We start from the raw sequence: 20,393 nt of genomic DNA, 5'->3' as shown, positions 1-20,393 counted from the left end.
TGAGCGCGGGGCGTGAGTCAATAGCATAGCCCTGCCGGAAAATCACCTGCCGCCCGGCAATTGTCTGCACCAAGCAAAGAAACGCCGCGAGCACTTTTCGTTGAACCACCGCCTGTGTCAAAAGACCGGCCGAGAGGACAAGGTCATGGCCGCCAGCGCTCCGGTTTTCATCGATGTGGACGGGTCGAGCATCGCCGTCCGGCAGGCACCGGGCGCTGCACCCGGCGTGGTCTGGCTCGGCGGCTACAAGTCCGACATGCTGGGCACGAAGGCCGAGACGCTTGCCGCCTGGGCCGGCAGCGAGGGCCACGCCTATCTGCGCCACGACTATTCCGGCCATGGTGAATCGGGCGGCGAATTCGCCGACGGCACGATCTCCAGATGGCTGGCGCAGAGCCTTGCTGTCTTTCGCCGGTTCAGCGAGGGCAAGCAGATCCTGGTCGGCTCCTCGATGGGGGCGTGGATCGCGCTGCGCATGGTGCAGGAACTGCGCAAGGTGGGCGACACAAGGGTCGCCGGCCTGGTGCTGCTGGCGCCGGCGCCGGATTTCACCGTCGAGCTGATCGAGCCTGTGCTGACCGATATGCAGCGGCAGGATCTGCAGGAAAAAGGCTTCTTCGCCGAGCCGTCCGACTATTCGGACGAGCCTTACATCTACACGCGCGCGCTGATCGAGGACGGCCGCGCCAACCGGGTGATGACCGGGCCGATCGACACCCACTGTCCGGTGCATATCCTGCAGGGCCTGGCCGACCCGGACGTGCCTTCGGGCCATGCCTTGAAACTCGCATCCATGCTGCCCGCCGACGACGTGACGCTGTCGCTGATCCCCGACGGCGATCATCGCCTGTCCCGTCCCGGGGATCTCGAAATGCTCAAGCGGGCTGCCGGGGAAATGGTCAGGCGGGCCGCCTGAGAATGCGCGTTTCCATCCCGATATCCGCTTTCGTCGCGGCGATCGTCGGCTTCGGCGGGACGCTGGCCATCGTCATTGCCGCCGCCAAGGCGGTCGGCGCGACGCAGATCGAGACCGCCAGCGGCGTGACGGCGATCTGCCTCGCCATGGCGATCGAATGCCTGTGGCTGTCCTGGCGCACGAAAATGCCGGTCATCACCGCCTGGTCGACGCCGGGTCTCGCGCTGGTCGCCGCCTCCAGCGGCTTCACCATGCCCGAAGCCGTCGGCGCCTTCATCGTCACCGGCGTCCTGCTGGTCGCCACCAGCCTGTTCAAGCCGCTGACCAGGCTGATCGCGCGGATACCGGCGTCCGTCGCCTCCGGCATGCTGGCCGGTATCGTCGTCACGTTCGCCATCAATGCGGTGAAGGCCATTCCGGCGGATCCCTGGCTCATTTTGCCGCTGATCGCGGCCTTTTTCGTCATCCGTATGTTCAATCCCGCGTTGTCGGTGCTGGCGGTTCTGGTTGGCGGCGGGCTCGCCGCCTTTCTCACCGGCCGCGTCGGCGGCTTGCCGGCGCCGGAACTGTCGACACTGACGCTGATTGCTCCTGTGTTCACAGCCCAGGCGATCGTCGGCCTGGCGCTGCCGCTCTACCTTGTCACCATGGCTTCGCAGAATCTCTCCGGCCTCGCCGTGCTGCGCGCCGCGGGCTACCACCCCGAACCTGGTCCGCTGATCGGCGTCACCGGCCTTTTTTCGTTGCTGTCGGCGCCGTTCGGCGCCGCAACCACCAATCTGGCGGCGATTTCGGCGGCGATCTGCACCGGCCCCGACGTGCACCCCGACCCCGCCCAGCGCTGGAAGACCGGTCCGTTCTATGCGCTGGCCTACCTGCTCTTTGCCGTCTTCGGCGCTTCGCTGGTGGCGATCTTCGCCGTCCTGCCGCAGAGCCTGATCGTGCTGGTCGCCGGGCTGGCGCTGATGGCGTCTTTGGCCAACGCCCTGTCGATCGCGCTCAGGGACGAGGCCGAGCGCATGCCAGCCACCATCACCTTTGCCGTCACGGCCTCCGGGCTCACGCTCTTCGGCGTCGGCGCGGCGTTTTGGGGCCTTGTCGCCGGAATGGCAGTGCTTTTCCTCGAAAAGCTCAAAAAGCGATAATCATTTCAGGCGCTTCGCCGGTTTTGGCCGGACTTGCCTTGAATCGCCGATTTCGCCTTCCCATTTCGATTCCACGCAGCCGGTTTGGCTGTCTCCAACGTAAGGATTAGGAGAAAATGAACACGAGTGCATTGATCCGTCCGGCCTGGACGCCGGCCACCATCGCGCTGATGATCATCGGCTTCATGGTGTTCTGGCCGCTCGGCTTCGCCATGCTCGCCTACATCATCTGGGGCGACCGGCTCGATGGCTTCAAGCGCGATGTCAACCGCGCCACTGACGGCATCTTCGCCGGCTGCCGCCGCGGCTCCGACAAGGCGGCCCGCTGGGGCCACGGTTCGGCCCGTACCGGCAACGTCGCCTTCGACGACTGGCGCGAGAAGGAACTCGAGCGCCTGGCGGAAGAGCGCCGCAAGCTGGACGAGATGTTGACCGAGTTCGACGACTACGCCCGCGAGCTGCGCCGCGCCAAGGACCAGGACGAGTTCGACCGCTTCATGGCGAACCGCAACAAGTCGACCGCGCCGACCACCACCGGCTCGACCGACAAGACCGCTCCGAAGCGCGGCAAGGGCACGAACCTGCTCGACGACTGAGATACCGGCGCATGACCCCGAAAATCGACGCCGATTTTCGGAAAAGGTCATGCGCCAACTCAAAGTGCCGCAGCGTCCTTTGCGCGTCCGAGAGGACGCGCGGCGCTGCCGGGACAGGTTTCGGCATGATATGCGGCGTCGCGTCTAGCGGCGCCGTTTCTTTTTTGTTCTCGATGTGACTTCCCTCCACTGGCCGTTTTTTTCGAATCGCGTATCGTCCAGCCATGACCCTCGGCTTCTTCCGCAACCTGACCAAGCCCAAGGCCGCGCCCGTCGTCGAGCGCGAGCATTGCGTCGCCGGCCGCACGCTGCCGCTCAAGATCGTCGAGAGCGCCAGGGCGCGGCGGCTGACGCTGCGCATCGATTCCGGCGGCCAGGGCCTGCGTGTCACCGTGCCGCCGGGCCTGCGCCGCGGCGAGGTGGAGAAGTTCCTCGACCGCCACCAGGACTGGCTTGAGCAGCGCCTGGCCAAGGTGCCGACAAGGCCGCAGGTGCGTCCAGGCATCAGGATACCGATCCGCGGCGTGCCGCATCGCATCGTCCACGAGCCTTCCAAGCGCGGCACCGTCGCCGTCTCGCGCGACGAGCGCGGCCCGCTTTTGATCGTCCATGGCGAGCGCATACACCTGCCGCGCCGCATCGCCGATCACCTCAAGCGCGAGGCCAAGAAGGAGATCGAGAAGCTGGTGGTGAAGCACACCGAGGCGATCGGCAAGCGCGCCAAGGCGATCCGCTACAAGGATACCACCAGCCGCTGGGGGTCATGCACCTCGGAGGGCAACCTGTCCTTCTCCTGGCGCATCATGATGGCGCCGCCGGCGGTGATAAACTACCTGGTGGCGCATGAGGTGGCGCATCTCAAGGAGATGAACCACGGCCCGAAATTCTGGAAACTGTGCGAGAAGCTCTGCCCCGACACCGACCGCTGCAAGGACTGGCTGAAGCGCAACGGCGGCGCCCTGCAGGCGATTGTTTTTGAGTAGCTCAAACGGCTAGGTCGCGTTCCTTCACACCCCCCTCTGCCCTACCGGGCATCTCCCCCGCAAGGGGGGAGATTGGCTGTCGCCACGGCTTTCGCCAATCTCAAGCGTTGCAGGAAAGGCAAAACGCCGAAGCTGCTGATCTCCCCCCTTGCGGGGGAGATGGCCGGCAGGCCAGAGGGGGGTGCTGTCCCGCCGACGCTTACCCGTTCACGGCATAGGCAATTCAATCATCATTCGCCGCGTTCAACTCCTCCGGCCGCAACCCTTCATCGGCGTGCGGCCACGGCAGGAAATTCCGATCGAACGCGTCGCTGCCGAAATAATCCAGCGCCCGATGGGCCTCGGCGCCGTTGTAGGCGGCCTTGTCCATCAGGTGGGCGATTACTTCGCGCGCCTGCGCGATTTTCTGCCTGAGTTCGGCGACGGTCTGGTCGGCCATGGTAATCGTGCTCCCGCCTGTAGTTGCTATATGAAGCTAGTGTTTTCCGTAAAGCCGGCAACAGCATGCTTTTTCTCGACTCTTTGGCCGTTTCGTGCCAATCCCGGCCAATGACGCTCGACATCAAGATCTGCGGATTGAAGACCGACGCCGCGATGGCTGCCGCCCTTGCCGGCGGCGCCAGCCATGTCGGCTTTATTTTCTTCGCCAAGAGCCCCCGCTATGTCGAGCCAGCGGAGGCCGGCCGCCTCCGAGAAGCCGCACGCGGCAAGGCCAAGGCTGTCGCCGTCACGGTCGATGCCGATGATGCCTTCCTCGACGAGATCGTCGCCAAAATGCGGCCCGACATGTTGCAACTGCATGGTTCGGAAACACCCGAGCGGGTGGCCGAACTCAAGGCCCGTTACGGCTTGCCGGTGATGAAGGCGCTGCCGGTCAGCGAGGCGGCGGATCTGGAGCGGGTAAAGCCCTATACCGGCGTCGCCGACTGTTTCCTCTTCGACGCCAAGCCGCCGAAGGGGTCGCAACTTCCGGGCGGCAATGGCGTCGCCTTCGACTGGCGCATCCTTGCCGGCCTTGACGCCGGCGTCGAATACATGCTTTCCGGGGGGCTCAACGCCGCCAATATCGGCGATGCCCTGAGACAGGCCAATCCGCCCGCAATAGACGTTTCGTCGGGCGTGGAAAGCGCTCCGGGCGTCAAGGATCCGGCGCTGATCGAGCAGTTTTTCCGGGCCGTCAGGGCTGCGCGCGACGACCGCGCCGCCTGAAAACAAGTCACATCAGGAGATCGGCGATGAACAAGCCGGCAATGCCCAATTCCTTTCGCACCGGGCCCGACGAGCAGGGCATGTTCGGCATTTTCGGCGGCCGCTTCGTCGCCGAGACGCTGATGCCGCTGATCCTCGATCTCGAACAGCAGTGGAACAAGGCCAAGACCGACCCCGAGTTCAAGGCCGAGCTGCAGAACTTGTCGACCCACTATGCCGGGCGGCCCTCAAAACTCTATTTCGCCGAAGGCCTGACCAGGCATCTTCGTGAGGTTTCCTCGGCGAAGGGCCTCGGGGGCGGCGCCAAGGTCTATTTCAAGCGCGAGGACCTGAACCACACCGGCTCGCACAAGATCAACAATTGCCTCGGCCAGATCCTGCTCGCCAAGCGCATGGGCAAGAAGCGCATCATCGCCGAGACCGGCGCCGGCCAGCATGGCGTCGCCTCGGCCACCGTCGCGGCCCGCTTCGGCTATCCTTGCGTGGTCTACATGGGCGCCACCGATGTCGCCCGCCAGAGCCCCAATGTGTTCCGCATGAAGCTGCTCGGCGCCGAGGTGCGGCCGGTCACGGCCGGCCACGGCACGCTGAAGGACGCCATGAACGAGGCCCTGCGCGACTGGGTCACCAATGTCGAGGACACCTATTACCTGATCGGCACCGCCGCCGGCCCGCATCCCTATCCGGAGCTGGTGCGCGACTTCCAGTCGGTGATCGGCACGGAGGCCCGCGCGCAGATCCTCGAGCAGGAAGGCCGGCTGCCCGATGTCATCATCGCCGCTGTCGGCGGCGGCTCCAACGCCATCGGCCTGTTCCATCCCTTCCTCGACGACAAGGATGTCCGCATCATCGGCATCGAAGCCGGCGGGCGCGGCCTCGAAGGCATCGAGCACTGCGCCTCGATGAACGCCGGCAAGCCGGGCGTGCTGCATGGCAACCGCACCTATCTCTTGCAGAATGCCGACGGCCAGATCATGGACGGTCACTCGATCTCGGCCGGTCTCGACTATCCAGGCGTCGGCCCCGAGCATTCCTGGCTGCGTGACTCGGGCCGCGTCCAGTATGAGCCGATCCTCGACGACGAGGCGCTGGAAGCTTTCCAACTGACGACGCGTGTCGAGGGCATCATCCCGGCGCTGGAATCGGCGCATGCCATTGCCCATGCGATGAAGATCGTGCCTTCCATGGACAAGGACCGGATCGTCATCGTCAATTTGTCAGGCCGCGGCGACAAGGACGTGCACACGGTGGCCAACATGCTGGGCATGGAGATCTGACAATGACCACCCGCATCGACCGCCGCATGGCGAAGCTCAAGTCCGAGGGCCGTCCGGCCTTGGTCACCTACATCATGGGGGGCGACCCCGATTACGACACCGCCTTGGCCATCATGAAGGGGCTGCCGCTCGCGGGCTCCGACATCATCGAGCTCGGCATGCCCTTTTCCGATCCGATGGCCGACGGCCCTGCGATCCAGGCGGCGGGCCTCAGGGCGCTGAAAGGCGGCCAGACGCTGGCCAGGACGCTGAAGATGGCCTCCGAGTTCCGCGCCGGCGATAATGACACGCCGATCGTTCTGATGGGCTACTACAACCCGATCTACATCTACGGCGTCGACCGCTTCCTCACCGACGCCAAGGCAAGCGGCATCGACGGGCTGATCGTCGTCGACCTGCCGCCGGAGATGGACGAGGAGCTCTGCATTCCGGCGCTGAAGGCCGGCGTCAACTTCATCCGGCTGGCGACGCCGACCACCGACGACAAGCGCCTGCCCAAGGTTTTGGAAAACACCTCGGGCTTCGTCTATTACGTCTCGATGACCGGCATCACCGGCTCGGCCTTGGCCGACACCGCCAAGGTCTCGGCGGCGGTCACGCGCATCAAGGGCCATACCGCGCTGCCGGTCTGCGTCGGTTTCGGCGTCAAGACGGCCGAGCAGGCCCGTGTCATCGGCGCGTCCGCCGACGGCGTCGTGGTCGGTACGGCGATCGTCAACGCGATTGCCAATGTGCTTGGGCCGAAGGGCGAGAAAACAGCCGATCCGGCCGAAGCCGTCGCCACGCTGGTCAGCGGCCTTGCCCAGGGCGTTCGTTCGGCCCGCCTTGCTGCCGCCGAATAATCTTCCTACGTCTTTATTCCAGGACAGGAGCCGAAGCCATGAACTGGATCACCAATTACGTCCGCCCGAAGATCAATTCGATGCTCGGCCGGCGCACCGACATGCCGGAAAACCTCTGGATCAAGGATCCCGAGACCGGCGAGATGATCTTCCACAAGGATCTCGAATCCAACCAGTTCGTCATCCCGGCTTCCGGCCACCATATGAAAATCTCGGCCAAGGAGCGGCTGCGGTACTTTTTCGACGACGGCAAATACGAGCAGCTCGAAAACCCCAAGGTCGTCCTCGACCCGCTGAAGTTCCGCGACGAGAAGCGCTACACCGATCGCCTGAAGGAGGCGAAGGCCAAGACCAGCCTTGAGGATGCGATCCTCAACGGCGCCGGCACTATCGACGGGCTGCCGGTCATCGTCACCGTGCAGGACTTCGCCTTCATGGGCGGCTCGCTCGGCATGGCAGCCGGCGAAGCCATCGTGCATGCCTTCGAGGTCGCGCTGGAGCGCAAGCGGCCGCTGATCCTCTTCGCGGCCTCCGGCGGCGCCCGCATGCAGGAAGGCATCCTGTCGCTGATGCAATTGCCGCGCACCACGGTCGGCGTCGACCGGCTGAAGGAAGCCGGCCTGCCCTATATCGTCGTGCTGACCAACCCGACCACCGGCGGCGTCACCGCCTCCTACGCCATGCTGGGCGACGTCCAGATCGCCGAGCCGGGCGCCCTGATCGGCTTTGCCGGCCCGCGCGTCATCGAGCAGACCATCCGCGAAAAGCTGCCCGACGGCTTCCAGCGCGCTGAATACCTGATGGAGCACGGCATGGTCGACATGGTCGTCTCGCGTCTGGAGATGCGCCAGACCATCGCGCGGCTCTTGAAGATGCTGCTCAAGATACCGGAAGCCGAGAAGCCGCTCGAGCCGGAGATTTTGCCGCCGGCAGTCGTCAGCGCCGAGGCGCGACCTCAAGCCTGACGCGATCGGCCCGAAGCGACATCGTTGGCCGCGAACCGCGATTTGCGCCTCGTCTTGCGTGCTGTAGCCTCTGATTTGCGCATGGCTGTTCTGAACCGATTCCCGGTTCAGGGTGCGGTGCACTAAAAGCAATTCCAGGAAAAGTGTGAAGCGGTTTTCCGTCCGGAATTGCGTCAACAAAGAAAGAGAGCGGCTCTGCATTTCCATGAATGATGAACCGCTCTAGGATTCCATCATGACAACGCTTTCCGCCGACCGCGAAATCGAACATCTGATGACGCTGCATCCGAAAGGCTTCGACCTTTCGCTGGACCGCGTCACGCGGCTTCTCGAACGCCTCGGCAATCCGCAGGACCGGCTGCCGCCGGTCATCCACATCGCCGGCACCAATGGCAAGGGCTCCTGCGCCGCCTTCTCGCGCGCGCTGCTGGAGGCGGCCGGCCACTTGGTCCACGTCCACACCTCGCCGCATCTGGTGAACTGGCATGAACGCTACCGGCTGGCGGCCGAAGGCGGCGGCAGGCTCGTCGATGACGACGTTTTCGCCGAGGCCATTGCGCGTGCCGCGGAAGTCAATGCCGGCCAGAAAATCACCGTCTTCGAGATACTCACCGCCGTCACCTTCATCCTGTTTTCGGAGCATCCGGCGGAGGCGGCGATCATCGAGGTCGGTCTCGGCGGCCGCTTCGACGCCACCAATGTCATCAAACGACCGGCCGTCTCGGTCATCATGCCGATATCGATGGACCACGAGGCCTATCTCGGCGACCGCGTCGAGCTGATCGCCGCCGAAAAGGCCGGCATCATGAAGCGCGGTTGCCCGGTGGTGATCGGCGCGCAGGAAAGCGAGACGGCACTTCAGGTGCTGATCGAGACGGCCGAGCGGCTGGATTGCCCGACCGTGGTTTATGGCCAGGATTTCCTCGCCTTCGAGGAAAACGGCCGCATGGTCTATCAGGACGAGGACGGGTTGATGGACCTGCCTTCGCCGCGGCTGCCCGGGCGCCACCAGTTCGCCAACGCCGCGGCGGCGATCGCCGCCGTCAAGGCAGCCGGCTTCGAGATCAGCCATCGCGCCACCGAAAAGGCGATGACCCATGTCGCCTGGCCGGCGCGCATGCAGAAGCTGCCGCAGGGCAAGCTTGTCGAGCTCGCGCCGAAGGGCGCCGAGATCTGGCTGGATGGCGGTCACAATCCGGGTGCCGGCATCGTCATCGCCGAGGCGCTGGCCGAGCAGGAGGAAAAGAACCCGAGGCCGCTGATCCTGATCTCGGGTATGATCAACACCAAGGACCAGACCGGTTATTTCAGCGCCTTCAAGGGCCTCGCCCGCCATGTCTACACCGTACCGGTAACCAGCAGCGACGCCGGCGTGCCGAACGACGAACTGGCGCTGCGCGCCGCCGAGGCCGGCCTGTCGGCCGAGCCGGTCAGCTCGGTCGCCAGCGCGCTGATGCTTCTGCGCGACAGCTGGGACGGTCCTGCGCCGCGCATCCTGATTGGCGGCTCGCTCTATTTCGCAGGCGCGGTGCTGGACGAGAATGGTACGCCGCCGACCTGAAGCAATTCCAGGCAGCGCGGCGGGGGACCGAAAGGAACCGGTCATGATCCAGGTGAGGCAGCTCGCCCATGTCTGCATCTTCGCGCATGACCTGGAGGCGACGCGCGGTTTCTACCGCGACGTGCTTGGCATGGATACCCGGTTCAATTTCCTGCGTGACGGCAAGATATTCGGCTTCTATCTCGACTGCGGCGGCCGCAGCCATGTCGAGGTGTTCGAGAAGAGCGAAGCCAGCTACAGCGAGTTGAACCAGATCAACCACTTCTGCCTGGAGGTGGAAGATATCGACGCGGCCATCGCTCATATCAGGTCGAAAGGCGTCGCGGTGACGCCGAAGAAGCTCGCCTGCGACGATACCTACCAGGCCTGGATCGCCGATCCCAACGGCGTGAAGATCGAGCTGTTCGAATACACCGCCGAGAGCGCGCAGTTTACCGGCGGCGATCGCGTCGCCGACTGGTGACTAGTTCAGCTGATTGACCGGTCCGAAATTCGGCTAGACAAAGGGATTTTGAAAAGGTTGCCGTTTGTCTTGGTGCGAGACTCATTTCCGTGAACTCAGCGCAAATGCCGGGGATTGGCTGAAACCGCCCCCCAACGTCGTCATTCTTTGGCGGAGCAAGGAGCGAAGCGACGCGCGCAGACCCTAGAATCCATGCCGTGACGTCGAAGCGCCGCTACGGTGCAGAATTTTGCTCCGTTGCACTCCTTGGCGAAGGTAACGGCATGGATTCTAGGGTCTTCGCGACGGAGCTTCGCTCCTGCTCCGCCCTAGAATGACGATCGCGATGGGCGTTTCGGCCAATCACCGACGCATGCCGCCTGCCAACGCAAACAGAGCCGACCGTCAAAATCCCTATGCAGTGCCACTAGAGTTCGCGGCCTTCGCGGATCATTTTCTCCAGATCGATGTCGGCTCCGCTGCTTGCAACCAGCCGAGCATAGAAGCTGGATGCCGGTTCGCGCCGTGCTTCCTGAATCTCATAGGACTCGAGCGCGCGTTCGATCACTTCGGCTATGGAACGATTCTCGCGACGCGCAAGTCGATGAGCAAGGTTCCATGCTTTTGCGCTACGGACTGAGAGTTTCGGTTCGGCCATTTCGAACTCCGCTTGCCGGAAATAGATACCGACAGAGCTTAGCCATCAAGATGGCAGATGATGGCCAGCCATCTACTTCAGCTCGATCTCGATGAAGGCATATTCGCCATCATTGGCGTTGATGACGTCGTGCTCGACGCCTTCCCTGCGGAAATAGGGCGCCCCTTGCTTCATCTCGGCGAAGGATTCACCGTCCTTGGTCACCAGTTTCACCTTGCCGTCCATCAGCGGCACGACGACATAGTCGTGGCCGTGGCGGTGCCATCCGGTGTTGGCGCCCGGCGCGAAACGGTATTCGGTGACGATCACCCGCTCATTGTCGACGTGAACGGTGGCCTTGGCTGTTCCGGTCATGACCTCTCCCTTTTCTATCTCTTTTTTACGCAATTGCGGACGGAAAACCGCTTCACACTTTTCCTGGAATTGCTCCAGCAAAGAAGATGGAGAGCCGGGGCGTCAGGGCCAGAGCGCCATGAGACATGGCGCCAAAGAAAAGCCCGGCGCGATGGCCGGGCTTGTTCTTGAACTTTTTCGGATTGGCTCAGGCGAGGCTGCCGTTGATCCAGTGCGACAGCGCGGTCTTCGGCGCGGCGCCCACCTTCATGTCGGCGACTTCTCCGCCCTTGAAGATCATCAGCGTCGGGATCGAGCGCACGCCATACTGCGCGGCAAGCTCGGGATTCTCGTCGATGTTGAGCTTGGCGACCTTCACCTTCGAGCCGAGCTCCTTGGCGATTTCCTCCAGTGACGGGCCGATCATCTTGCAGGGACCGCACCACTCGGCCCAGAAATCCACCACGACCGGCTCCTTGGCGTTGAGCACATCGGCCTGGAAATTGCCCTTGTCGACCTTGACGGTGGCCATGCTGAAATCCTTTCCAAAACTCGGGTTGCACCAAATGTGGTGGTTATGGTGGCGATGTTCAAGCAGTTCTTGTGTCACGCTCCCGTGAGTCGGGCAAGGGCGTCGTCCATGGCCGCTGCCGGCAGCTCGATCAGGCGCGGCGCCTCGGTGAACAGCAGCGCAGCCGTCACCTCGCGGCCCGGATAGAGCGGCTTGAGCAGCGCGCGGTAGAGGGCAAGCTGCAGCACATAGGCCGGCGGCACCTCGGCCAGGTTCCTGGGCGCCGGGCGGTTGGTCTTGTAATCGACGATCGAAACCTTTTGCGAGGTGACTGCCAGCCGGTCGATCTTGCCGGAGATCGAGCGCAGCTTGCCCTTCACCGCGAGGCTGCCCATGATCGCGACTTCGGCGCGCGAGGACGGCGAGAACAGGGCGCCGAAGCGGTTGTCGGACAGGATAGACAGCACCGCCTCCAGCGCCTTGTCGCGCTCGCCCGCCGGCCAGTCGGCGCCGGCGCGCGCCAGGTAGCGCTCGGACGCGCCCCGCCTTTCCTCTTCCGCGATGCCGGGCAGCATCTGCAGCAGTTTGTGCAGGGCCAGGCCGCGCACAACCGCGAAACCGGGCTCGGCGGCGGCGTCGAGCACCGGCGAGCGCGTGTCGGGCACAGCTTCTTTCGCTTCGTCGATCAGCGCCGAGGCGCCGGAAGGCGAAAGCGGCCGCGGCAGCTCTTCATAGGGCGGCAGCGGCCGGAACAGGTTTTCTGGCAGCGGCGCGGTATGCTCGAACGGTCCTGTCTCGTCGGTGCCGGTCAGCGCTACCGGCGGCAGCCCGGTCATATGGAAGCGGTGCACGGCCGTCTCGGCCGTCGCGGGATGGCGGCGCTCGGAACTCTCGGGCGCGCCGGTCAATGCCCGGCTGACGATCGAATGCCAGGTGCCGGTGCCGGGCTGTCGCTTGCCGTGATAGCCGCAGACGATTAGCCGGTCCTCGGCGCGCGTCATGCCGACATAGAGCAGCCGCCGGTACTCGTCGTCGGCAAGCTCGCGCGCCCGGACGGAAGCCGCCCGCGAAACGCCATTGGCGACATCGCTGGCCGGGCGCCACAGATAGCCCTTGCCTTTCCAATGCAAGCCCGAGCTCTCGAACGGCATCAGCCGCGGCAGATGCTGGTCGCTGAATGGCGCCGAACCGCCATCGACCAGGAAGACAACCGGCGCCTCCAGGCCCTTGGCGGCATGCACGGTCATGACCCGCACCTCGTCGCGCGTCTGGTCCATCTCGCGCTTGATCTCGGGACCGGCATTTTCCAGCGTCGACAGGAAGGATTCCAGCCCCGGCAGGCCGGTGCGTTCCTCGGCCAGGCAGAAACTCAGGAATTCGTCGAGGATGTCGCCGGCTTCCGGCCCGAGCCGCGCCGTCATCTTGCGCCGCAGGCCGTCGCGCGCCAGCGCCGCGGCATAGAACTCGAACACCGGCTTGAACGCCACTTCGGTCGCCCAGGCGTCGAGCCGGCTAACGATAGCGGCCAGGGCTTCGTCGTCGGCTGCATGCTGCCGCAGCGAGGCAATCAGCGACCGGCCTTTCGGCCGCTCACCGGCAAGCGCCAGCAACTCTTCGGACACCTCGAAGATCGGGCTGCGCAGCACGGCTGCCAGGGAAAGATCGTCCTCAGGCTGGATGAGGAAATGTCCGAGCGCGATCAGGTCCTGCACGGCGATATGGCCGGGCAGGCTCAGCCTGTCGGCGCCGGCCACCGGGATCTGGCGGTTCTTCAGGCTGCGCGACAGCGCATGGACGAAGCGGTCGCGCTTGCGCACCAGGACGAGGATATCGCCGGCGGTCAGCTTCCTGCCCTTGCCTTCGATGACCTCGCCATTGCGCAGCCAGCTCTGGATGGTCGTCGCCACGTGCTCGGCCACGCGCACGGCGGGTGCGCTGGCGTGGTTGACCGGCAACGTCCAGTCATCCGGCTCCTCGACCATTTCGGCGCCGATCGACGGCCACACCTCGACATAACCCGGCGCGTCGGTGCGGATCGCCTTGTGGCTCAGCGGATCGGGATCGTGGCTGATGCCGCGCCTGACTCCCGGCTCGGCAAAGACGCGGTCGACCGCGGCCAGCACGTCGTCGCTCGAACGGAACGACCAGGTGAGCTTGAGATTGGCGAAGGCGGCTTCGGCGTCGCGCACGCGGCCGGCAAACAAAAGCCGGCTTTCGGCAAACGAATCCGGCGCCGCGCCCTGGAAGGAGTAGATCGACTGTTTCTCGTCGCCGACGGCAAAGACCGTTCGCCGCACCGCCTCGCGCTGGCCAAGGCCGGCAAAGAATTCTTCCGTCAGCTTCTTCACCACTTCCCACTGGTCCGGGCTGGTGTCCTGCGCCTCGTCGAGCAGGATATGGTCGATGCCCTGGTCGAGCTTGAATTGCACCCAAGGTCCGGCATCGGGCCGCGACAAGAGACCGACCGTGCGGGTGATCAGGTCGTTGAAATCGAGGAAGCCCCGCCCGCGCTTCAATCGCTCATAGCGCGCGATCAGCCAGCCGGCGACGGTGAGCGCCGCCGCTGTCCCTTCCAGCATGCGAAACAGCGCCAGCCGGTCGGTCACGTCGAGGATTGCCTTGGCCGTCGCCAGGTAGCGATCGGCCAAGTCCGGCAGCCGGTCGACCAGCGCCTTCTTGAAGATTTTGGGTGGCTCATAAGGGTCGCCGTCGGCCTTGAGAAAGGCCTTTGCCAGGAGCCGCAACCGGCGGATCGGATCGGCTTCGGCGAATGCGCCTCGTGCATAAGGGACGACATTGTTCAGCACCTGCCGAGCGTCGGTGGCTTCGGCGGCATGCGCGAATTCGGCGAACTGGCTGGGTGCGAAGCCAGGCAGCGGCCAGATGGAAGCGGCGATGTCTTCAGCCTTCTGTCCGGGCCTGAAGCCGAATTCGGCGAACAGCGGCCGGAAATCTCGATCCTTGCCGAGCTTGACGACGAAATCGCGCAGGTCGTCGCGTTTGCGGACGATTTCGGAAAGCAGTGAATCGAGCCCGAACTCGCCGCCGCGCTCCAGCACGGTGGCGAAGGCCTCCGCCAGGCCTTCGACGCCGGCGCCCGCGCCCGAGATCATGTCGCGGCGGGCATCGCCAAACAGCGAGGCCTCCATCTGCGGATCGAGCATGTCGAAATGGGCCGGGATGTTGGCTTCGAGCGGGAACTGGTGCAGCACCGATTCGCAGAAGGCGTGGATGGTCTGGATCTTCAGCCCGCCCGGCGTCTCGAGCGCCTCGGCGAACAGCCGGCGTGCACGCCGCATCATGTCGCGGTCGGCGCCGTGGCCGTCGAGCGCCGCGATCCGCGCGCCAAGCTCCGCATCGGGCAGCGCTGTCCATTCCGACAGGGTCGAGAACACGCGGTTCGACATATTGGCCGCGGCCGCGCGCGTATAGGTGAGGCACAGGATCTTCGATGGATCGGTGCCGTTGAGCAGGAGCCGGATGACGCGCTGTGCCAGCACATGCGTCTTGCCCGACCCCGCATTGGCCGACACCCAGGCGGAATTGGCCGGATCGGAAGCGCGCGCCTGGCTGGCGGCGGTGTCGGAGGGGATCGGATATTTCATCCTTCCGCCTCGTCTTCGCTGGCGCCGCCCGCCGACCATTCGAGCACGCGCGCCAGTTGGTCGTAGTCGCCGTCGGCTTCACCTTCGCGGAACGGCAGCGCGCGCGACAGATAGCCGGTCGCAGGATCCGCATAGTGGAACAGCAGCCGCTCCAGCCGCGCCCAGGCTTCCTCGGAGAGGTCGTTGGCGGTGCGGGGCTTGCGGTTGTATTCAAGGATCGATTCCTCGAACACCTCGCCATTCGGCTTCAGCCGTACGAAGGCAAGCTGCGATGGCTCGCGAATGCCGAGTTCCTTGAAGGCACCACGCCTGAGCAACGCCCCTTCCAACGCAAGCTGCGGCGACAACAGCGTGTGCGCCTGCGCTTTCGAGGGTGAGGAGCCCGTCTTGTAGTCGAGGATGTCGGCCATGCCGCCGGCAAGCAGGTCGACCCGGTCGGCATAGCCGGAAAGCGTAACGCCGGTGCGGCCGACCACCGTCTTGTCGGCGCGCTCCTCGGCGTAGCGCCTCGCGACTGCATCGGCGCGGCCATGCTCCCATTCGATAATGTTTTCGGCGAGCTTTTCGAAACGTGGCCACCAGACAGCTTCGATGTCCGGCGGAAGCTTTGCGTCGGCAAAGCAGATGCGGCCGGCCTCGATGAGGCTCTTCAGTGCGTCTGGCGCCCTTGGATCCTCGACCCGCCGCGAGAACAAATGCAGGATTTCGTGGAACAGCGTGCCGCGTTCGGCGGCGCCCGGATCGCGGATCAGCGGCTCGAGCGGCATCAGGCCGAGGATGCGCCGCGCATAGATCGCGTAGGGGTCGCGGCGCAGCGTCTCGATCTCGGTGACCGAGAAATGCCGCGGACGCAGGCTAAGCGGCGGCTTCGGCTGAGGGCGCGCCGCGAAATCCTTCTTCTCGCCGGCATCGAGCGCGCGCGCCCAGGCAAGCAGCGCGTTGCCGCGCCCGCGAAGCGCCGCCACGGCCTCCTTGCCGATGAAGGTCACGATACGCTGCAGCCAGCGCGACGGCACCGCCGGCGCGTCGCCCGAGCGTGCCGAACGCGTCAGCACCACGTCGCTGGCGCCCATCGCCATTTGGAAATCATGCGCGGCGAGGCCGATCCGCCGTTCCGGCGGCTCGAGATCGATGCCGGTCTTCATCAGCCGCGACATGAAGCGGTCGCTCTCTGGCTTGCGCGGCCAAACCCCTTCATTGAGACCGCCGATGACCAGCGTGTCGACGTTTTGCAATCGGGCTTCCAGCGCGCCCCAGATGGCGATGTTGCGGTCGGTGCCTTGTGCCGGCTTCACCGTCTCCGGCGCGATCAGCGCCTCCATCACGTCAGGCCATTCCAGGGCGGCGAAGGTGAAAGGCGAGGACACGGCCACCAGTCCGCGCAACTGCTCGGCGAGTTTCTCGCCGGCGTCGCCGGCATAGAGTTCCGTCAGACTGCCATCGGCAGCGCGGCCCAGATCCTCCAACGCGACCACGCTTGCACGCGTCAGCGTCGCGATCTCGGCGTCTTCCTCCTGGCGCATCGCGGTGAGCGGCGAGTGCGCATCTGTAAGGCGGCTAAGCACATCTTGTGCCTGCTCTATGCCGCGCACTGTCAGGCGCGAAAACCAGAAAGGCTGCCTTGTGTCGCCGCTCAGCTCCGCGAGCCGTGTCTCGAAAAGCCCGCCCAGCGATGCGACATCGGGTCGACCCGTGCCGCCGCGCAGCGCCACCAGCTCGATGAGTTCGGCCGCCTTGCGCACGCTCCGGCGTTCCAGACCGAGCCCGAGCAGCGGATGCTTGAGCAGCGCGAGCAGGCCCACCGGGTCGCCGGGCCGGAACGCGGCGTTCAGCGCGAGCCTGAGCAGGCTGGTGGCCGGCGTGTTGGTGAGCGGCGTGCCGCCGGAATCGTCCGCGATGACGCCGAAACGCAGGAGCTCGGCCGAAACCCGCCGCGCCAGCGCGCGGTCGCCGGTGACGAGCGCCGCGCGCTTGCCCGGCGTCTCGACGGCACGCTTCAATGCAATAGCGATTGCCGCCGCCTCGTCGCGTTCGTTCGCCGCTTCCACCAGCGTCACGCCGGCAAGCGCCTGCCCGACATCGTATGTCGTGAAGCGCGGCCGCGTCTCGGTCCAATATTCGGTGGTTTCGGCCGGCCGTAACGCCTCGCCGACAAGTGCCGCGCGCAGTGCGAGCGGAGATGGCGCCGCGACGATGTCCTCGACATCGCGACGTGGGATGCCGATGCCGCCGATCAGCTTGGCGAGCCCATATTGTGGGTGGCCGAGCGTTGCCGGACGGGCGCCGGGCGCCGTTATCGCCGCGAAGGATGCGTCGTCCAGCTCGCGGTCGAGCCCGGGCAAAACAACGGCGCCGTTGGGCAGGCCGGCGATCACGGCAAGCAGTTCGGCGGTGGCGGGTATAGATCCGGTCGAACCTGCCGCGATGACTGGCCCGGCCGGCGGATTGCGCTTCAGCCGCGCCGCTTCCAGGCGGATCAACGCGCTGCGATGCGCGGCGGGATTGGAGCGGTTGCGTTCCCTGAGCAATTCCGGCCAGTTGTCGGTGACGATGCCGAGGAAATCGAGCGTCACCTGCCACCAGCCGGCGAGGTTGCCGGTGACCAGTGTCGCGAGCTTCGCCCAGTCCGTGCCTTCGGTCTCGATCTCGTCCATCAGCCGGGCGAGGTCGCGCGCCAGCCAGATGGCGTCGGCAGCCGAGGTCGGCACGACGAACTCCTCGTTGAACCGATCCCGGACATGAGCCGGCAGGCTTTCCTTCCAGGCGCGCACCAAAGGCGCCAGCAAAAGCAGCCGCTCCTGCGCGGCGATCGGAGGCGCGAGCTCGATGGCAGGCGCCGCCTCGGCGTCGAAGGCAGCTTCGTCCTCGTCGAACTCGCCGAGCGGGCGCACCGCTGGCAGGATGGCCGATCGTTGGCCGAGCCTATCGACGAAAGCCCCGCGCAGCGCGCGCGCCGCACGACGGGTCGGCACGTAGATGGTGGCGTCGGCGAGCGCCAGCGGATCGCTCTCGAAGCGGAAGCCGGGGATCAGGCGCCCGTCGAGCAACGCCCCCGCCAGAGTCGGCAGGAACGGCGCTCCGGGTGGGATGGAGAGAACGCGGCGCGAGCCGCTCATACCGCTTTCGCTAAAGCGCCGGCGACCGCTGCCTCGGCCGCCGGTATGGCGTCCGGCGTGCCGACGGTGATCCAGCTTCCGTTCATCTTCATGCCGAACAGGCGGCCGGCGCCGATCGCCTTGTCGAAATAGAGATTGAGCGAATGCGAGCCAGCGGGTGCTTGCCTGAAGATGCGCGGATGGATGATCGCCGCGCCCGCATAGATCAGCCCCGCCGGGTCACCTTTCGAGCGCTGGAGCGCGCCGTCCGGCGCCGCCAGGAAATCGGTGCCGACGCAGTGCCCAGTCGCTGAGTCGAGATCGGTAAGCATCAGAAGAATATCCATTCTCGTAGCGTCCCATGCAAGGGCAAGGCGCTCGAGGCTGGGTTTACCTCTGTCGATCCAGAAAGTGTCGGCATTGATGATGTAGAAGGGCTCGCTCCCCAAAAGCGGCAGCGCCTTGACGATACCCCCCGCCGATTCCAGCAGCGTCTCGCGCTCGTCGGAGATGGCGACCTTCGGCACCTTGCGGCCGGCGACATGGGCGACGATCTGATCGGGCAGATAGTGCACGTTGACGACGGCCTTGGCGACACCGGCTGCCTCGAGGCTGTCCAGCCCCCAGTCGAGCAAGGTCTTGCCGGCGATCTTGACCAGCGGCTTCGGCATGGTGTCGGTGATCGGCCGCATGCGCTTGCCAAGCCCGGCCGCCAACACCATCGCGGTCGTCGGCTTCATGGCGAGCGTTCCTCGAGCAGGCCGTGGGCCATATAGAAATCCTTCAGCCCGCCAAGCGCCGGATGCGCCAGCGCCCGCCTCAGATAATCGCGGATGCGCGGCAGGTGTTTCAGATAGTAAGGCTTGCCGTCGCGCTTTTCGAGCCGCACGAAGATGCCGAGGATCTTGGAATTGCGCTGCGCCGCCATGATCGCATAGGCTTCGGCGAAGCCGGCCTCGTCGAAAGCGCCGGCGGCGCGCCGTGCCGCGACATAGGCCGCGACCGTCCGCCGCTCGACCTCGGGCGAGACGGTGACGCGGGCATCCATGGCGAGCGACGCGACGTCATAGGCGGCCGGGCCGATCAGCGCGTCCTGGACGTCGACGATGCCGAGCCGGTCGAGGCCGGAGCGCTCCGCGCGCCAGATGATGTTGGGCGAATGGAAGTCGCGCAGCATCAGCGTGTATTCGCTGCCCGCAAGGCGATCGAGAAGCGCATTCCATACCTTGTGGTAGCCTGCCCGCAATTCATCGCTTGCCGGCTCGCCGGTGATCCATGGCACATACCAGTCGACCAGCAGGTCGGCCTCGATCAGCATGGCTTCCCGATCGAAAGGTGGCACGTCGTGGACCACGCCGGGTGCTGCTTCCATGCGGTCGGGCCAGGCCTTGCCATGCATCATGGCCAGCAGCTCGGCCGCCGCTTCGTAACGTTCGGCGATGGGCTGGCCGTCGTGACCAAGAAAACCTTCCGAGCCGAGGTGTTCGATGAGCAGAAAGCCCTGGTCGAGGTCCTGGGCATGGATCACCGGCACGCTGACGCCGTTCGCAAGCAGCGCCCGGTCGATGGCGACGAAGGCGGTGACCGATTGGGCCGTATGGGCGATCACCGCATAGGGCTTGCCGTCGCGCACCGGCGGCCCGAGCACGAGGCGCGGCGAGTTCATCAGCACGCGCGGCGCCTGGCCAGGCAACGAGACGATTTCGTAAGAGCGGGCGGAGGCGTCGCCGACGAAATGGCGGCGGCTGGCTTCGCCCCATCCGGCGGAGGCCACGAAGTCGCGCATGGCCAGCGATCGCGCCACGCGCTCGAAGACCGGTCCCTGTCCCGACAATCTCGCCACGCGGCCTTCGCCGCGTTCGGCAAGATCGACCCACAGCGCGGTTCCCGGCAATCGGTCTCCGGCCCGTTCCGGCCATTCGACCAGCACCACGCCCTGCGCGAGCGCATCGTCGAGGCCGAGCTCGTCGAGTTCGTCCGGGGTGGACAGCCGGTAGAGGTCGAAATGATGGACCGGAACGCGCGTGTCGTAGCTCTGCACCAGCGTGAAGGTCGGGCTCGGAACTTCGAGATTGGTATCGTCGGCAAGCGCCCGGATCAGCGCGCGGGCCAGCGTCGATTTGCCGGCGCCGAGATCGCCGTTCAGCGCGATCGCATCGCCGGCGCGCACCGCCATCGCTAGATCCTCGCCAAGCCTTGCCGTTGCCGCCTCGTCGGCGAGAAAACGCTCAAGCACCGTCCCTGCCATGTGGCCG

The 20,393-nt window shown here is 65.4% G+C and carries 18 protein-coding genes; 10 read left to right on the top strand and 8 right to left on the bottom strand.

Features of this window, described 5'->3' with window-relative positions:
- Nucleotides 1-145: 145 nt before the first annotated feature.
- From ACWGS9_RS05930 to ACWGS9_RS05915, 4 genes are all read left to right on the top strand, one after another.
- On the top strand, nt 146-916 hold the full coding sequence (locus ACWGS9_RS05930; protein ID WP_454504350.1) for an alpha/beta hydrolase: 771 nt from the start codon (nt 146-148) through the stop codon (nt 914-916).
- 2 nt (nt 917-918) lie between these two features.
- Nucleotides 919-2,061, top strand: a complete 1,143-nt coding sequence (locus ACWGS9_RS05925) for a benzoate/H(+) symporter BenE family transporter (RefSeq protein ID WP_454504349.1) — start codon at nt 919-921, stop codon at nt 2,059-2,061.
- A 116-nt stretch (nt 2,062-2,177) separates the two neighbouring features.
- Nucleotides 2,178-2,657 (top strand): DUF2852 domain-containing protein, encoded by a 480-nt coding sequence (locus tag ACWGS9_RS05920; RefSeq protein ID WP_454504348.1) that lies wholly within the window; start codon nt 2,178-2,180, stop codon nt 2,655-2,657.
- A gap of 224 nt (nt 2,658-2,881) precedes the next feature.
- Nucleotides 2,882-3,640 (top strand): M48 family metallopeptidase, encoded by a 759-nt coding sequence (locus tag ACWGS9_RS05915; RefSeq protein ID WP_320214842.1) that lies wholly within the window; start codon nt 2,882-2,884, stop codon nt 3,638-3,640.
- Nucleotides 3,641-3,863: 223 nt separating this feature from the next.
- Here ACWGS9_RS05915 and ACWGS9_RS05910 read toward each other — a convergent pair whose 3' ends face one another.
- Entirely contained in the window at nt 3,864-4,079 is a 216-nt protein-coding gene (locus ACWGS9_RS05910; protein ID WP_454504347.1) for a hypothetical protein, read from the bottom strand.
- A gap of 110 nt (nt 4,080-4,189) precedes the next feature.
- Between ACWGS9_RS05910 and ACWGS9_RS05905 the strand changes: the two genes are divergently transcribed.
- From ACWGS9_RS05905 to ACWGS9_RS05880, 6 genes are all read left to right on the top strand, one after another.
- Nucleotides 4,190-4,849: a phosphoribosylanthranilate isomerase gene (locus tag ACWGS9_RS05905; protein WP_454504346.1), complete on the top strand. Its 660-nt coding sequence runs from the start codon at nt 4,190-4,192 to the stop codon at nt 4,847-4,849.
- A gap of 26 nt (nt 4,850-4,875) precedes the next feature.
- The gene (gene trpB / locus ACWGS9_RS05900) at nt 4,876-6,126 is read left to right on the top strand and encodes a tryptophan synthase subunit beta (protein WP_454504345.1); all 1,251 of its coding nucleotides are present in this window, start codon (nt 4,876-4,878) and stop codon (nt 6,124-6,126) included.
- A 2-nt stretch (nt 6,127-6,128) separates the two neighbouring features.
- Nucleotides 6,129-6,968: a tryptophan synthase subunit alpha gene (gene trpA, locus ACWGS9_RS05895; RefSeq protein WP_454504344.1), complete on the top strand. Its 840-nt coding sequence runs from the start codon at nt 6,129-6,131 to the stop codon at nt 6,966-6,968.
- Between the two features lie 38 nt (nt 6,969-7,006).
- Nucleotides 7,007-7,933 (top strand): acetyl-CoA carboxylase, carboxyltransferase subunit beta, encoded by a 927-nt coding sequence (accD, locus tag ACWGS9_RS05890; protein WP_454504343.1) that lies wholly within the window; start codon nt 7,007-7,009, stop codon nt 7,931-7,933.
- 235 nt (nt 7,934-8,168) lie between these two features.
- A complete protein-coding gene (locus ACWGS9_RS05885) occupies nt 8,169-9,494 on the top strand; it encodes a bifunctional folylpolyglutamate synthase/dihydrofolate synthase (protein WP_454504342.1) in 1,326 nt (441 codons plus the stop codon).
- 43 nt (nt 9,495-9,537) lie between these two features.
- A complete protein-coding gene (locus ACWGS9_RS05880) occupies nt 9,538-9,957 on the top strand; it encodes a VOC family protein (protein ID WP_454504341.1) in 420 nt (139 codons plus the stop codon).
- 406 nt (nt 9,958-10,363) lie between these two features.
- Here the strand turns inward: ACWGS9_RS05880 and ACWGS9_RS05875 are convergent, their stop codons facing one another.
- The 7 genes from ACWGS9_RS05875 to tsaE all read right to left on the bottom strand — a co-directional run bounded on the left by ACWGS9_RS05875 (nt 10,364) and on the right by tsaE (nt 20,386).
- The gene (locus ACWGS9_RS05875) at nt 10,364-10,594 is read right to left on the bottom strand and encodes a plasmid stabilization protein (protein WP_454504340.1); all 231 of its coding nucleotides are present in this window, start codon (nt 10,592-10,594) and stop codon (nt 10,364-10,366) included.
- A 72-nt stretch (nt 10,595-10,666) separates the two neighbouring features.
- Nucleotides 10,667-10,948, bottom strand: a complete 282-nt coding sequence (locus ACWGS9_RS05870) for a cupin domain-containing protein (RefSeq protein WP_027166948.1) — start codon at nt 10,946-10,948, stop codon at nt 10,667-10,669.
- A 187-nt stretch (nt 10,949-11,135) separates the two neighbouring features.
- Nucleotides 11,136-11,459: a thioredoxin gene (gene trxA / locus ACWGS9_RS05865; RefSeq protein ID WP_320214852.1), complete on the bottom strand. Its 324-nt coding sequence runs from the start codon at nt 11,457-11,459 to the stop codon at nt 11,136-11,138.
- Between the two features lie 74 nt (nt 11,460-11,533).
- Nucleotides 11,534-15,043 carry a double-strand break repair helicase AddA gene (gene addA, locus ACWGS9_RS05860; RefSeq protein ID WP_454504339.1) on the bottom strand — a complete coding sequence of 1,170 codons (3,510 nt, stop codon included), beginning with the start codon at nt 15,041-15,043 and terminating at the stop codon, nt 11,534-11,536.
- The gene (gene addB / locus ACWGS9_RS05855; RefSeq protein ID WP_454504338.1) at nt 15,040-18,159 is read right to left on the bottom strand and encodes a double-strand break repair protein AddB; all 3,120 of its coding nucleotides are present in this window, start codon (nt 18,157-18,159) and stop codon (nt 15,040-15,042) included. The genes addA and addB overlap by 4 nt, the downstream gene beginning before the upstream one ends.
- On the bottom strand, nt 18,156-18,878 hold the full coding sequence (locus ACWGS9_RS05850) for a nucleotidyltransferase family protein (RefSeq protein WP_454504337.1): 723 nt from the start codon (nt 18,876-18,878) through the stop codon (nt 18,156-18,158). The genes addB and ACWGS9_RS05850 overlap by 4 nt, the downstream gene beginning before the upstream one ends.
- Nucleotides 18,875-20,386, bottom strand: a complete 1,512-nt coding sequence (tsaE, locus tag ACWGS9_RS05845; RefSeq protein ID WP_454504336.1) for a tRNA (adenosine(37)-N6)-threonylcarbamoyltransferase complex ATPase subunit type 1 TsaE — start codon at nt 20,384-20,386, stop codon at nt 18,875-18,877. The genes ACWGS9_RS05850 and tsaE overlap by 4 nt, the downstream gene beginning before the upstream one ends.
- Between the last annotated feature and the right edge of the window lie 7 nt (nt 20,387-20,393).

The sequence above is a fragment of the Mesorhizobium sp. Arg314 genome (assembly GCF_053714275.1).
This window is presented reverse-complemented; position numbering and strand designations above follow the sequence as displayed.